The organism is Flavobacterium sp. KH_035 (assembly GCF_057839565.1).
In genome coordinates this window covers 3,744,538-3,759,832 of sequence record NZ_CM174492.1, presented here as the reverse complement: position 1 = coordinate 3,759,832, position 15,295 = coordinate 3,744,538, and the positions used below count along the sequence as shown (strand labels likewise).

Below are 15,295 nucleotides of genomic sequence, written 5' to 3'. Positions count from 1 at the left end.
CCGTGTTTTAAAAAAAGTAAAATTCACCATATAATATATAATTAAAATTCCATACAAAGACTTTTCGAATATCCTTTGATATTCAAAAATTGTAGCGATTGCATTCAGGCCGAATTGGCCTAAACCATCACTTCACTCTAGTTAATATGTCCCAATTTTGACGCCTCGCGCACCATACCGGCAACATTACTCACATCGAGTTTGCTAAAAATATTTTTTCTGTGATTTTCGACCGTATTGACCGAAAGTTTCAATTCGCTGGCAATATCAGCTGTAGTAAATTCTCTAATGATATATTGCATAATGGTAAGCTCTTTGGCTGTTAGCGTAATTGCTGTACCTACCCTGTTTTGTTTGGACAAAAATGCGTAGTCGTCCGGCAGATAAACTCCGCCTTCCCAAACTAATTTTATGGCCTGTAAAAGATCTTCACTGTCCTGGTTTTTATTAACGTAACCTTTTACGCCCATAGCCAATAGGTTTTCGACTAATATGGGACTCGAAAGAGAGGTAAAAGCAATTACTCGCAAATCAGGATGATTTTTATGAAGGTATTCATAGACTTCCAGCCCCTGCACATCACTTGCAATCAGATCAACAATAATTAAATCTAATCCTGAATGCTGCTGAACTTTAAGATATAAATCTTGCTTATTTGTTGCGTAAAAAAGAACTTCCAAATCTTTTTGATTGGAAAAAAAACTAGTAAGACCACCACAGACTATAGGCTGATCTTCAAAAAATGCAATATGTATCATGTTACAAATTAGCGACAAAATTTTTGTTAAGTAAATAGCGGTTTTCCCTATTTAGGCAAGATAATTTTGAACGTACAACCTGTTGATTCATTGTTAAAAACAGCAAGAGTTCCTTTGTTTTTCAACATTAATTCCTGACACAAATACAGTCCAATTCCAAACCCCGATTCCAGGTTAGTACCCAAGCCCGGATTTATTTTCTGCTTAAACAATTTGTCAATCTTTTTTTGTTCGACTCCTTTACCGGAATCTGTTACTATGATTTCATGATTGTTATTTTCAATGGTTATAATGCTATCTTCATAACTAAATTTAATCGCGTTATTGATAATGTTTCGTAATACAATACTTAAAACGGCAGAATTAAACACAACGGTTGTTCCTTTTGAAACCTTAAGATCGATTGTAATATTCTTGGCTTTTAACTGATGTGATAATTCCTTGCAGGCCGCACTGATACTATTGTACAGCATAATCTCGCTATAACCTGACTGTGTGGTTATCAGCTCCATCTTTGCCCAATCCAGTAAACTTGTAAGCATGGCATCCGATTGTTCTAACTGCTGTCCTATTGCTTTCACATAGGTCGACACAATCTTATTTTCATTTTTAAGAATTTCCTCTTTGTCTAATAAAATTTTTAAGGTTGTAATAGGTTCCTTAAAATCGTGTGAGATGACCGTAAAAATCTTCTGGTGCAATAAATTAAGACGTTTCAGATCATTGTTCTTTATTTCAATTTGCTCTTTTTGCAGCCTCAGCGTTTCATTGGTACTTCGTTGTTTTTTGGTCAATACTACAATCGAATACAATAATATGATTAACAGTGTAATTCCGATTAGAGAAGCAATAAGAGCAATTTTTTGTTTCTGCAAACGCTCCTCTTTGCTTTCGTTGATTCTTTTCAGGTTAATATTCTGCTGCTCTTTCAACTTGATTTTATTAGCGATTTCAAACGAATCTATTCTACTGTTCCTGATCTTCATATCCTCGATTCCTACCAATCGATCCAGTCTTTCAAATGTTTTATGAGCAGCCTCAAACTCCCCTTGCTCGACCATGATTTCTCTTAAGGTTCGTAAAGCATTGATTTTATTCTCTAAATCATTACAGCTGTCTGCCACTCGTATACTCTCGGTAATTGCTTTTTTTGCTTTTTCTATTCTATTTTGCCTGCTGTAAATACGGGCAGTTTTGACATATACTTCTGCCAGTTTACATGGATTGTGTTTTTTTGCCACTCGTTCTGTGAGCAAAAATTCTTCCATGCTTCTCTTGTGGTCGTAATTGATATAATAATAGTATCCAATAATCAAATGCAGAATAATATAATTACCTGGGCTGTCGGTTGGGGAAATTTTACTCTGGCATAAATTGGCATAATAGAATGCTTTTTTATACTCTTTTTGTGTAAAAAGCAAATCTGATAATATATATAAACTTTTGTAATAGATTTTCTGTGATTCCTTTCCTTCACCCTTCAGTATGATAGATTTATTCAAATAAATAATAGCATCAGAAGATCTTCCTATTATTTTATAATAATTAGCCTTAAAAAAATACAACAACTGGAGCTCAAATACATTTAAATTAGGTCTTGCTAAATGCTTATCAATTAAATAACTGATACTGTCTGTTTGATTCCGGGTATCTAAACTTCTTAATTTTTCATCTAATTGTTTAATCTGAGGCGTAACTTCCTGAGCTTGGGAATGGAATGAAACTACTAAAAATGCAAGAATGAAGTACTTTATACAATTATTGGAAATGCGGTGTAAAAACATAAAAAATTAATGAATTAAAGTCGTTATTCAGATGTAATGTTTGCTCCTTTAATAACAAAGCAGCAGTCAATTTTACAGCACTACCAAAGCCTTAGCCACGTAGAGCTGAATAAACAAAGAAATTCAAAAAACGTTTTTAGGAAGAAAAAAATACTTCCGGATGTGTTTCGGTAAAGTCTCTGCAGTTATAAAACTAACTTACATTTTTTTAAAAGTAAATCTTTTCACAACTCAAACCACATCCATTTAAAATTTACAGTGGCAAAATTATCAATAACAACCTAATGAATTGCTATTAATTCTTAAAATAAATGATTTTAATCAAAATAAAATGGTCGTCATCCCTTATGAAACTATGAAGTTCATAAATTAACACGGTATTTAACCCTGTCCTGGCCCATAAATCAATATAATCTTACTTTTTAAATTTATATCCCCTTTCGGTTTAAGATCGTTCTTGATGAATGACATTCTGAACAAAGTAAAGTGACATTTTAAACAAAGTCCAACATTCAACTTCAGGATAACTTTGCCCTATAACATTCACATAAAAATCACTAAAAATGAAACAGAACAATTATCAGGGAACTTTTCAAAAGCCAATCGGTTCAGGATTTAATGCAAAATCTACCACAAACGACGTCATCAAAGGCATTAATCTTACTGGCAAAGTAGCCATAGTAACGGGCGGAAATACCGGAATTGGATTAGAAACAGTCAAAACTCTTGCCTTAGCTGGAGCAACCGTTATTGTACCGGCCAGAGATCTGGAAAAAGCAAAAAAAAATCTGGCAGATATACCCCATGTAGAATTGGAATTAATGGATTTAATGAATTCCGAATCTATTGCTGCCTTTACCAAAAAATTTCTGCTATCAAACAGGCCTTTACATCTCCTTATCAATAATGCCGGCATTATGTGGGTCCCGTTTCGTCGTGACCATCAGGGTATCGAATCACAGCTGGCAACAAATTATCTGGCACACTTTCAGTTAACAGCACAACTATGGCCCGCACTGAAAAAAGCCAAATCGGCAAGAGTCGTTCAGGTATCGTCTCAGGGCCATCAGTTTGCTCCTTTCAATTTTGATGATCCTAATTTTATTAATAACGAATACGAAACTTTACAGGCTTACGGACAATCTAAAACAGCCAGCAATTTATTTGCTCTCGAATTAGACAATCGCGGAAAAGAATTTGGTGTTCGCTCCTATTCGTTACATCCGGGATCTATAAATGGAACTGAACTTGCCCGGGAAGCCTCTTTAGAACTGTTTCAAAAAATGGGTTTCTGCGATAAGGACGGAACTATTCTGCCGGAGATTCTTGCCAATTTAAAAACCATTCCACAAGGAGCTGCTACTACTGTGTGGTGTGCTACAAGTCCGCTATTGGATTCAATTGGAGGTGTGTATTGCGAAGATGTTGAAATCGCCGCAATTGCTCATGAATCTTCTGTAGCTCCCGGAGTAAAATTATACTCTTTAGACGAAGATAATGCCAAACGTTTGTGGGATCTAAGCGAAAAAATGACTCAGGTTTCCTTTAAAATTGAATAACAAAAAACAAAACTTAATTTCAGAAAACAACAGAAGTTACTGCAACTAACCAACGGTAACTTCGGAATAAAAGGAATTGTCAGAAAGTAAAGAACCCTTACCCACATAATTTTCCTAAATTTGAAAGGCTGTTTTTTCAAAAAAGGAAATTACCCCCAACAAGGAAACTTAATCCTAAAAACCAATGGAATTTGAAGCAAAATACATAAGCCCGGATATTAAACTATCTTGTTATTCGGATCGCTTTTTTAAATCGGATATCATGTTCGATCAGCATATGCTGGTATGGTTTATTTCAGGTGAAACCAAGATTGTACAAACAGATGGTGTTCATATTTTTAAGAAAGGAGATATTTTTCTCATCCCAAGAAATCAATTGGCGACTATAATAAATTATCCAAAAGACGGTCAGCCACACAAAACCGTAGTGATGCATTTGTCTACAGCCAAATTGAGGGAATTTTATGCCCAACTCGATATTAAACCAAAAACAATCACGCATTCTCAAATAAAACACTACAACAATCATCCTTTATTAGAAAGCTGCCTTTCCTCTTTAATTCCGTACTTTGATATGAAAGAACTGCCTGAGAATATTGCCGCACTAAAGATAACAGAAGCGATTAGTATTCTTCGAACCATAGACAAAAACATTGACAATGTACTGGCCAATTTTGAAGAACCCGGCAAAATTGATTTAGTGAATTTTATGGAGCGTAACTTTATGTTCAACATGCCTCTCGACAAAATAGGCTATCTAACCGGACGAAGTCTTTCTACTTTTAACAGAGACTTCAGGAAGTATTTTAATACCACTCCACAAAAATGGCTGACACAAAAACGGCTGGAACTGGCGCACTATCAATTAACCAACAGTCAGAAAAAAACAATTGATATTTGCTACGAAGTAGGCTTTGAAAATCTTTCTCACTTTTCACATGCCTTTAAAAAGCAATTTGGTTACACGCCTACCTCATTAACTTAATTTTTTTTCCCTTCGCAGATTGAATAAATTACATAGTGCAGAGCACTTTTAAATCTGTGGGATGAAAAACCTTTGTGTCACTGTGTCAGAACATCTTTTTTTTCTCGCAGATCTCGCAGATTGGACAGAGTCGATAAGATTTTATTGCATATACTTCTTAGATTTGTTCCAATTATTGCAATGGTTTAAAAACAATTTCGTAGGATTTGGCTTTGTTTAGAAATGCATTAGCAAACTCCCGAATGTCTTTTTCAGTGATGCTATTTACAATATCTCTATAAGTTGCAGGGTCATCCATGTTTATATTATACTGGAAAAAATTGTATAATAAACTCAAACTGTAGCTGTTAAAATTTTTGCTGTCTTCCCGTGATTTTAAGTAATTGCTTTTGGTTTTCGCAATATCCTCTTTTACCAAAATACCTTTTTTAATTTTGTCAATTTCGTCGTAAACTATAGGAAGTAAAGTGTTTACTTTGATCGGATCTGAATCAAAATTTATAGATAGAGCTACCGTATTTTTTGGAAATCTCGAAGCTCCTCCACTTACCTGCACACCATAAGTTCCTCCTTCTTTTTCTCTAAGGCTCTCGGTATAACGCAAAGTCAGAATATCGCTCAGCATATCGGTCAAAACAGCATTTTTGGAAGTGTATTTAAAATCGCTTTCAAACTGAATATTAACCGTGCTTTTGATCGTTTCCATTTTAATTAAAACTTCTCTGTTGATTTTATTGGAATTCCATACAGGTGTTCTGTCTTTAAATGTTTCTTCCCTTTTTATACCGGGAATACTGGCTATGTACTTTTCTAATAGCGGTTTCAGAACTTCCGGCGTTACGTCGCCTACAATAAAAAACTCAAAATTAGAAACATCACAAAATCGTTCTTTATAGATTGCTTTTATTCTTTCAAAAGACAAATCATCAATAAACTGCTGGTCCAAAAGTCTTATCCTTGGATTATTTTTCCCATAAACGATCGCATTAATACTATCAGTCATTTTTCCATTAATATCCTTGTCTTTGTTTTCCAGATAATTTTGAAGATTTAACTTCTTAATATCAAAAATTTCCTGATCGAAACGTGGTTTTACAAAACGCAGGTGTACCAATTGTAACATCACTTCAAGATCCTTTACTTTAGCGCTTCCTGAAACCGTTTCACTTAAATCTCCCACACTAACTCCCGTACCGACAACCTTTCCCGTCAGTATTTTTTCCAGATCAATACTAGAGAATGCTCCCGCACCTGAAGCATCTGCCAAACCATTTAGTGCAAATATCGATGGTAAATCTTTTGGATCATATAAGGATGCTCCCCCAAAGCTTTCCGCAAGCAGCTGCACATCACTTACATTCTTATTTGCAAATTTGTAATGTACTTTTACACCATTGCTCAACATATAGGTGGTAGCACCGATTTCTTTACTTTCCTTTTCAGCAGTAATTTTCCCCGGAACAATCGTTACATCAGTCAGCAGTGATTTATCATTAAAGCTGTCTTCATAAGGCTTTAAATCAGGATTGTTTTCTGATTTGGCAATAATAGCAAATGCGCTCTCTTTGGTTAGATTGGTTTCATTTTCCATACCTTCAACGGTCACTACTCTGTTCTTTGACGTATATCCCCGAGTTAATTCGGCCTGAAAAGCTTTCGAATCGATGTTTTTCAGAATAACTTTTATCATCTCAAACTTGCTCTTAGAATCTGTAGCCAGTTGGTGTGAAAGAAATTCTGATTTTATACTATTGACAATACTGCTATGTGGAATTTCTTTTTCTGATTCGATATAATTTTCAAAATAAGAAATAATGGCTGTAATGGTTCTTTGGATTTCACCTTCCGAAAAACCAAATTTTCCGGCACGTATAAACTCATCCATAACTGCAGCGAAAGCTTCTGCCTGTTTGTTCGGTTTTGGAGCAATTTCCATTCCCATGACATCGTTCATTCTTGTAAAATCAGAATAGTAAACTTCCGCATTTTTAAACGGGCAATTTTCTTTTTGTGCTAATTCATTCAATCTGTCATTGAGCATTGAAAATGCCATTACTCTTGTGATCAACTGCTGTAGATCGGCAAAAGTCTGACTCTTAAAAGCGCCATTTTGAATGATTTTAAAAGATATACCCGAACTCGTTATTTCTTTATCAAGGGCTAACTTAAAAAAAGGTTCCTCATGATCGGGAATTGCTACCTCAAAACGTTTTTTCGGGTTTTTAGCTTTCGGAATATCCGCAAATAACGTTTTTATTTTTTGCTCAATTTCTTCAGCATTCACATCCCCAACAACCGCAATTGCCTGCAAATCGGGACGGTACCATTCTTTGTAAAAATCTCGTAGCAAAGTGTAATCAAAATGTTTTACAATATCCATATCACCAATAACAACACGGTTTGCGTACAGCGAATGGTTGTACAAATAAGGGTTGAATAAATTAGAAATGCGAGTTGATGCGTTTTGTCTCGTTCTCCATTCTTCAACAATAATACCACGTTCGGCATCAATTTCCTCATTGGTTAGTAACAATGAATGGGACCAATCGTGCAAAATCAGCAATGCAGTATCAATGACTTTAGGATCTGTTGATGGAATATTATCAAAATTATAAACCGTCTCATCAAAACTGGTGTAAGCATTTATATTATTTCCAAAAACGGCTCCCTGTTTTTCCAGAGTCGTCAGAATTCCTTTTCCGGGAAAATTTCTAGTTCCGTTGAAAGCCATGTGCTCCAGAAAATGCGCCAATCCTTTCTGATTGTCATTCTCTAAAACAGAGCCTACGTTTTGAATAATATAATAACTTGCTGTATTTTTATTTACCGCAGTCGGATAAATATAATACGTCATGCCATTGGATAATACTCCTTTTTTAAGAGTTTTATTTCCAATTAAGGCATCAGTAGGTTTGTAGTTTTGCGCATTTATGGAAGCAATTCCAATAAATAATAACAGAGCGTGTAAAAGTAGAGCATGTACAGATTTCATCATTTTTGATTTCGGCATTTAAAGTAATGGTTTTATATTTTATTCCACATCAGTTGAAAATATAAGTATTCCTCCTACTTAGAAGCATCTTTGTCAAAGTACAGGTACAATTCTTTTTTAGTCCATCTGATTGTGGTTCGCGCAAAATAAATAAAAATGATGTAAGAAAAAATTTGCGTTACTTATTTAACACAATAAATTTCTTTACGGCACTTGGTCTGTTCAGCCAATTTATACTTCGTTCACCATCCATATTTTTTCAAAACCACATTTTATAGCTCACACCTGCTGTCCATGCTCTGGTAAGTCCGTCTGGTCTGACTTCCCTCACCACAAAAGGCGTTGCAACTGAGGCTTCGATACTACTTCCAGACGCAAAATGATATCCCGCAATAAGATTCCCGTTAACTGTAAGTCCTTCAGAACCTGCAATATTTTTTCTTTGTCCATAAATATCTTCATAAGTGTCTTTTCCTAAATGATAGATCAAAAGCAAATTTGGTTTGAATGAAAACTTATGATTGGCTGTATTTATGGTATAGGTTCCTCGTAAAAGAACATCCGGTTTTCTTTCAAATAAATTGGTGGTCACAAAATCATCTGTACCTGAATATTCGCTGAAATACGAATTTGCATTTATATTAATCACAGGCAGTTGAATGGCCGAATTAAAGTCCCAGTTTTTATAGTTTAAATTAACACTTCCTAAAAAATCAAAAGTTCCAAGACTACTTTGATAGTCCATTGGAAGAGGATGATCGTTTATTTTAAGATTACTTTGATTGAAGGGAATTTTTACCCCCGAAGTAAAACTCCATTTATAAGAGCCTGTCACAACCGGTGCATAGTTTGCTGTTAAAAAAGCATCTCCAAGCGAGCCTCTGCCTCCAAAACTTCCATTTGCATAAGAAGACGTTACTTTTGCATTTGCAGACCATTTTTCATTAAAAATTCGGTTATAACCAATATACCCCGACACATAATTGACATCGGCATCTCCTTTACCCAGAATCGTAGCAAATTCAATACTGTTGTTTTTCTTTGCGTCGTTTTCGTTAAACGAACTTCCTATACTGCAAATACCGGCATCGCTACAACCTTGTGCTCTGGCAGGATTGAACACAAAAAACAAGGATAAAACAATTAAAAATTTAATTTTCATAATTAGTTAGATTTTAAAGCAGCAGCCGCAAAAAGGTGATTGAATTGCTGACAATGAATTAATACATAAGGATAGGCTGCAAAGCTGACTCCTTCGGGAACCGTATAGCTCTGTGAACTTCCGGATCCTAAACTTCCAAGATTTACAAAACTTTCCGGCCTGTTGGTTTTAGAAAGATAAACTTTAAGATCAGGGCCGCTGGAAATGCTAAAATCCTTCAGCGACAATTTGTACGTGTCTCCCTCTTTGTAAATATGGGCGGTACCTGTAACCTTATTGCCTCCTTCGGGTTCAAATGTTCCCGAAAACAATAAAGTAGCTTCTGAAGAAACTACGATCGAGCCAATTTTTTCACGGGTTAATTCTCCTTCTGATTCACAGCCAAAGAGCATTAAAATGGTAATAAAAGTAAATATCGTTCTCATTTTATATCGTTTAGAAATTCGAATTTACTCACTCTTACACTTCCTTAATGTCGGCTAGTTTACATATCCTGCATATTTTCGATATTCTCCTTTTGTGTTTTACCTTTTCTGCTGCTTAGATTGGAAAAATACCTAAGTGATCCCTTATATTTTTCTATCTTTAACCCATTATAAAAAAATCATTTAACACATAGACATAGGTTTTATGTGTGTAAAAAAATACAAAAGAAACATGTTTCTAACACAGAGCGGTCTCTGTGTATTTTAAATAAGTGAAACGCCTTTTTTGAAAGTGTTAAATCTATGTTTCTATTTAAAAATAATTACATCCAACGGGTTACTTTTATATCCATTATACCAATCACGATGACAATTCAACAGCTAAAATATATTGTAGCACTAGACGACGAACGTCACTTCGCCAGAGCTGCAGAAGTTTGTATGGTATCACAACCCGGACTAACCATTCAGTTAAAAAATCTGGAAGAAGAAATTGGAATTAAAATTTTCGATCGGAACAAAGTGCCTTTGACCCCTACAGTTCTTGGGGCCGAAATTATAAACCGCGCCAAAAAAATACTTCGGGAAGCTGACGAAATCAGAGATTTTGTGGTGAATGAGAAAAACAAACTTGAAGGTGAGGTCAAAATTGGTATCATTTCGACTTTATCCCCTTATCTGATTCCACTTTTTATTCAGGCGATGAAAAAAGCCACTCCCAAAATGCAATTTATTATAAAGGAAGCCAATACAGGCCAACTAATGAATGATGTAATGACAGGAGCTCTTGATGTGGCTATAATGGCAACCCCTACCGGAAATCCTCATTTGATCGAACATCCAGTTTTTAAAGAACCTTTTGTAGCTTATTTGAATACCATACATCCAATGGCTACAGCAACACACTACGAATTACAGCCCTCGGACCGTGCCGAATTACTTCTACTGCAAAACGAATATTGTTACAATGCCCAACTTCTGGATATTTGTGATATTAAAAGTACGGGGAAAATAAAAGAACAGTTCAGTTATGATATCAGCTCGATTGAAACTTTAAAAAACCTGGTGCGGGCAGAATTAGGGTTTGCCATAATTCCCGAACTTTCGATGATTAATGATGCTGAAACAGGGCTTTTCAAACATTTCAAAGATCCCAAACCGGTACGCGAGATAAGTCTGGTGGTGTCGGATACCTTTTCTAAAAAGTTATTACTGGAAAAAATGAATGAGGCGATCTGGAATTGCCTGCCGGAATCGTTACAGCAAAACTTTGCCTACCGCAAAATAAGATGGAACGACTCTCCATATTTTATTAAAGCTACTACCCGATAAATAGCTATCGGGAATCAATACAAAAAAAGCCAAAATACCTTGCAGTACTTTGGCTTTTGTATTTAGAAAAATGCTTCAATTATTAAGATCAATGGGAAACCAAAAAAAACACATCGTCAAGTTAAAATAATCAAACCTGTTTTCTCGCAAATTGTGCAGATTGTGCAGATTGTACAGATTGTACAGATTGTACAGATTGTACAGATTCTATAAGATTTTATTATTTTCCGCTTAGATCTTTAGCAGCACCAATTATTACATTGGCAACGGCTACTGGCTGTGACATGAAAACACAATGGCTTCCTTTTACTTCAGTCGCTTTAGTTTTTGAACGTTTGTACATCGCACGCTGAATAGATGGGTCGATACTTTTGTCCTGTGTCGCAATTACTGCGTAGGCCGGTTTATCTTTCCATGCCGCTTTGGCGATTGGTGTTATAAAACCTTTTGCGTAAAAAGCACCTTGTGAGGCATACATAAAAGCCGCTTCTTCTTTACTAATGTCTGCGCAAAATCCGGCATGAAACTTAGCTTCATCATAATACACTATACCTTTATCGTTTGGAGGCAACACACCATTTTCGGGAGCAGGAGCGGCTGTTTGCAACCATTGTAAAGCCGATTCTCCGTTATCCGGCTGAAAAGCTGCCACATATACCAATCCAACAACTTTAGGATGGTTACCCGCCTGTGTAATTACTGCGCCTCCCCAGGAATGTCCTACCAAAATTGTCGGACCATCCTGATTGTCTAATACTACATTGGTCGCTGCTACATCATCTTCCAGAGAGCTTAATGGATTTTGAACAATCGTTACTTTGTATCCCTTTTTTGAAAGTACGTCGTATAAATTTCTCCATCCGGAACCATCTGCAAATGCTCCGTGAACCAATACTACATTTTTAATCTTTGTTGGCGCTGTTTGCGCAACTGAAATTGTTGATACTAAAAAAGTTAAAATTAAAGCGGCAGACATGAATACGCGATTCAATTGTCTTTTTAAACTAATTGTTTTCATATTTTTTATTTTTTAAGATGTTGTTTGTTCGATTAAAATAATCTATTTAGATGTAATTAATCCTAACACATAAGAACATAGATTTTGTACTTGCAAAAAAGACGTTTCACTTATTTTTAAGACACAGAGTAGTTTTTGTGGAAGAAATTTATTTCTTTTTAACATGCTCTGTTACTCCTAAATTCTATGTTTCTATGTGTTAGTATATATTGTTAGAAACTACACTGATCGTTATTTTTTAAGATAGCAAAGACACGTTTAAGGCAATTTCTGTATTCAGTAATTTTGAAATGGGACAAATCTCCTTTGCTTTCTGAGCTGTTGCTTCAAAATCTTCTGCGGTAATCCCCGGAACTGCTCCCGTAAGTTCAAGAGTAATTAAGGTGATTGTACCATCTTCAAAGGTTACTTTGGCAGTAGTATTAAGATCTTCGGGAACAAAACCTGCTTCCGATAATAAAAAGCTTAACTGCATTGTAAAACACCCTGCATGTGCTGCAGCGATCAATTCTTCAGGGTTAGTTCCTACTCCGTCGGCAAAACGGGTTTTAAAAGAGAGTTGAGCATTGTTTAAAGTTGTACTTTGTGTAGTAATGGTTCCTTTTCCTTCCATTCCCGTACCTTTCCAGTTTGCATTTGCGTTTCTTGTAAATTTCATGACTAAAGTTTTTAATGTTATCAATTTTAATTCTCAAACCGTTGTTCTGATTTGATGAGACAAATTTATGGCGGGTATTACTATAAATCAAATTGATAATTTTGCATCATTATAAATTTTACTTATAATATAGCTCTGAAATTCTCAAACTCTGTACTGATTATAGGAACTCAATCGAAACTATCCATACCCATGAGATAACAGCTTATTGGTTACTTTTTTAGACAATTATTTTCAAGCATTTAAAAAAATATCGCATTTGAAAGGCAAAAAAGAGGATCCACTCTTAATAAAACGTACCGGAATACCTGAAAAAGTCATAACTTTATATCTGATATTCTGTGTTTTAAGAAATATTAATGAATAATTAACTTTCAGCAAATGCAATAAATACCTATCATTGAATGTTATCTATCCCGACATCAATACATTCATCTGATGTCCGAATTAACACTTTAAAACAATATGAAAAAGATACTATTGACATTTATACTAATTGGTGCTTCCTTACACGGATATGCGCAGAAAGAAGTGAATGGCAAATACAAGCCCATTGATTCTAAAAATGTTGAATTAAAAGACGTTCCGCCTCCGACCGAAACTCCGCTAAATCCGGATCTTCCGCTTCCAAAAGAACCAACCGTTTTAAAAATAAATCCCGAGGATTTGTACAAAAACAATAGTCTTTATAAACCGGAAGCCAATGTTGAAGGCATCTTTTACAGAAGAAATGAATATTTAGGAGGTTTTGTAACCAATACAGCGGTATCTACCATTCGTTACCGTGACGCTGCTTTTGTAGACGGTGATAAAATACGAGTATATCTGAATGATAAAGTGATAGAACCTGAAGTAAGTTTAAATGGAGATTATCAGGGCTTTAAAATTACTTTGGTAAAAGGAATGAATAAGATTGACTTTGAAGCTTTAAACGAAGGTTCCGCTTCACCCAATACAGCCGAATTTCAGGTTTATGATGATAAAGGAAAAGTTATAGAAGCAAGTCAGTGGAATGTTGGTAAAGGTTACAAAGCAACTATTATCCTTTACAAAGAATAAAACTTTCTTTGCAACTATAAAACTTAGGCTGCTAACATACTAAGAACCTTATTTCATTCCGTTTTACGGCCATAAAGTAACAGTCTTTTAAAAGAATAGATGGCGGGAAGCTTGGGAAAGCCTTCCGCTATTCTTTTTTTATAGGTTTCAATAAAAACGACTTTCTCCTCTCCTTCCAGACGTTCTGTATACGGAATCAAAGCCGATCCTGAAATAAAACTAAAAAGCGTCTCATGATCTTTTGCAATAATCGGATATACTTTTTGCTGAATCTCTAAATTTTCTAATCCGCCATCAAAAAGAATCTGGGCATATTCATCGATACTCAAAACCGGGGATTCTCTTTTAAAGCCCTTGAGATAAGATACAAAAGGCTCCTCCTGAACCAATTCTAAAAGAATTTTGTTAAGTTTGTTTTCCGGCTGAACAGGCATTTGTACTGCAAACTGTCCTTTTGGATTCAGCTGTTTCAGTAGTTTACTGAATAACGCTTCGTGATCATCCGACCACTGCAAAGCCGCATTGCTAAAAATCAAATCCCACTTTTCACCTGACTCTAAGGTTTCCTCTGTAGTCGCTTTTCTGAAATGCAGATTATCTGTCTCCAAGGCCTTTGACTGTTCCAGCATTTCTGCCGAAGAATCAACTCCCAAAAAGTCTGCTTCTGTAAATTTATTGGCCAAAATAGCTGTTTGCTCTCCCGTGCCACAGCCTAAATCAATGGCTTTCATTCCGTTTTCAGGCTGAATAAAATTGGCCAAATCATAAAAAGGCTGATATCGAATGTTTTTGAATTTATTATAGATTTCTGGATTCCAAGGCATTGCTTTCTTATTTTATAATTTGTTTTGATCCCGAAAAGAAACTGCGATCAAAATAAAATCACGTTAATAAAGACTAAGATACAAAATTCTCAAAGGAAAGATATAACAATAAAAAAAGACTTGACAATGCGTACTTATACGGATTTTGGTAAAAGCATACTGTTCTGTAGTAGTTTGTCTTTAATTAAAAAAGATACAAACCGAACAGGTTTTAAAAAGCTATACAGTTTCTTAGAAGACTACGGATAATAAATATTGCTTTTCAATGCGGAACTAATTTTAAATAGTATTAATACGCTCTTCTTTACAAACGAGTACGTTTTTTATTTTTCATGACTTTCTTTAATCTAAAACGCCATCTTCAAATTATCTAATTGTCCCATTCGACGCGATTGATCTAAACAAATAAAAAATAGAGATTTTATACTATCGAATATCCAAACATTGCCTGCGGTTTCAACCTCAGAAACACAATACACCCCCCTAACAATGCACCCCGCAGTTGAAACTGCGGGCTATGCTGAATGAACAGAACATACAAAAGGTTTAGAAGCAACACCTCAATTTAAAAGCATCGTTTTCAAATTATCTAATTATCCCCATTCGACGCGATTGATCTAAGCACCTAAAAGCAGCGATTTTATACTATTGAATATCCAAATATTGCCTGCGGTTTCAACCGCAGGAACACAATACAAAACACCCTAACTAATGCACCCCGAAGTTGAAACTGCGGGTT

At 35.3% G+C, this 15,295-nt stretch carries 12 protein-coding genes; 4 read left to right on the top strand and 8 right to left on the bottom strand.

What is annotated here, in order from left to right:
- Positions 1-137: 137 nt before the first annotated feature.
- The gene (locus AC3IS6_RS15450; protein WP_489160641.1) at positions 138-758 is read right to left on the bottom strand and encodes a response regulator; all 621 of its coding nucleotides are present in this window, start codon (positions 756-758) and stop codon (positions 138-140) included.
- A 47-nt stretch (positions 759-805) separates the two neighbouring features.
- Positions 806-2,542, bottom strand: a complete 1,737-nt coding sequence (locus AC3IS6_RS15445) for an ATP-binding protein (protein ID WP_489160639.1) — start codon at positions 2,540-2,542, stop codon at positions 806-808.
- 563 nt (positions 2,543-3,105) lie between these two features.
- On the opposite strand from AC3IS6_RS15445, the gene AC3IS6_RS15440 reads away from it, so the two are divergent.
- Entirely contained in the window at positions 3,106-4,101 is a 996-nt protein-coding gene (locus AC3IS6_RS15440; protein ID WP_489160637.1) for an SDR family NAD(P)-dependent oxidoreductase, read from the top strand.
- A gap of 184 nt (positions 4,102-4,285) precedes the next feature.
- A complete protein-coding gene (locus tag AC3IS6_RS15435; protein WP_489160635.1) occupies positions 4,286-5,086 on the top strand; it encodes a helix-turn-helix domain-containing protein in 801 nt (266 codons plus the stop codon).
- Positions 5,087-5,258: 172 nt separating this feature from the next.
- Here AC3IS6_RS15435 and AC3IS6_RS15430 read toward each other — a convergent pair whose 3' ends face one another.
- The 3 genes from AC3IS6_RS15430 to AC3IS6_RS15420 all read right to left on the bottom strand — a co-directional run bounded on the left by AC3IS6_RS15430 (position 5,259) and on the right by AC3IS6_RS15420 (position 9,665).
- Complete coding sequence (locus AC3IS6_RS15430; RefSeq protein WP_489160633.1) at positions 5,259-8,096, bottom strand: M16 family metallopeptidase; 2,838 nt, start codon at positions 8,094-8,096, stop codon at positions 5,259-5,261.
- A gap of 241 nt (positions 8,097-8,337) precedes the next feature.
- Positions 8,338-9,240, bottom strand: coding sequence for a hypothetical protein (locus AC3IS6_RS15425; protein WP_489160631.1), 903 nt, complete (start codon positions 9,238-9,240; stop codon positions 8,338-8,340).
- A 2-nt stretch (positions 9,241-9,242) separates the two neighbouring features.
- A complete protein-coding gene (locus tag AC3IS6_RS15420; RefSeq protein WP_489160629.1) occupies positions 9,243-9,665 on the bottom strand; it encodes a DM13 domain-containing protein in 423 nt (140 codons plus the stop codon).
- A 303-nt stretch (positions 9,666-9,968) separates the two neighbouring features.
- Here AC3IS6_RS15420 and AC3IS6_RS15415 point away from each other — a divergent pair, with 303 nt between their 5' ends.
- Positions 9,969-10,997: a hydrogen peroxide-inducible genes activator gene (locus AC3IS6_RS15415; RefSeq protein ID WP_489160627.1), complete on the top strand. Its 1,029-nt coding sequence runs from the start codon at positions 9,969-9,971 to the stop codon at positions 10,995-10,997.
- A gap of 220 nt (positions 10,998-11,217) precedes the next feature.
- Here the strand turns inward: AC3IS6_RS15415 and AC3IS6_RS15410 are convergent, their stop codons facing one another.
- Positions 11,218-12,015, bottom strand: coding sequence for an alpha/beta hydrolase (locus AC3IS6_RS15410; RefSeq protein ID WP_489160625.1), 798 nt, complete (start codon positions 12,013-12,015; stop codon positions 11,218-11,220).
- 238 nt (positions 12,016-12,253) lie between these two features.
- Positions 12,254-12,673, bottom strand: coding sequence for an OsmC family protein (locus tag AC3IS6_RS15405; protein WP_489160623.1), 420 nt, complete (start codon positions 12,671-12,673; stop codon positions 12,254-12,256).
- A 465-nt stretch (positions 12,674-13,138) separates the two neighbouring features.
- Between AC3IS6_RS15405 and AC3IS6_RS15400 the strand changes: the two genes are divergently transcribed.
- Positions 13,139-13,732 carry a hypothetical protein gene (locus AC3IS6_RS15400; RefSeq protein ID WP_489160621.1) on the top strand — a complete coding sequence of 198 codons (594 nt, stop codon included), beginning with the start codon at positions 13,139-13,141 and terminating at the stop codon, positions 13,730-13,732.
- Positions 13,733-13,785: 53 nt separating this feature from the next.
- Here the strand turns inward: AC3IS6_RS15400 and AC3IS6_RS15395 are convergent, their stop codons facing one another.
- The gene (locus AC3IS6_RS15395) at positions 13,786-14,556 is read right to left on the bottom strand and encodes a methyltransferase domain-containing protein (RefSeq protein ID WP_489160620.1); all 771 of its coding nucleotides are present in this window, start codon (positions 14,554-14,556) and stop codon (positions 13,786-13,788) included.
- Positions 14,557-15,295 lie beyond the last annotated feature (739 nt).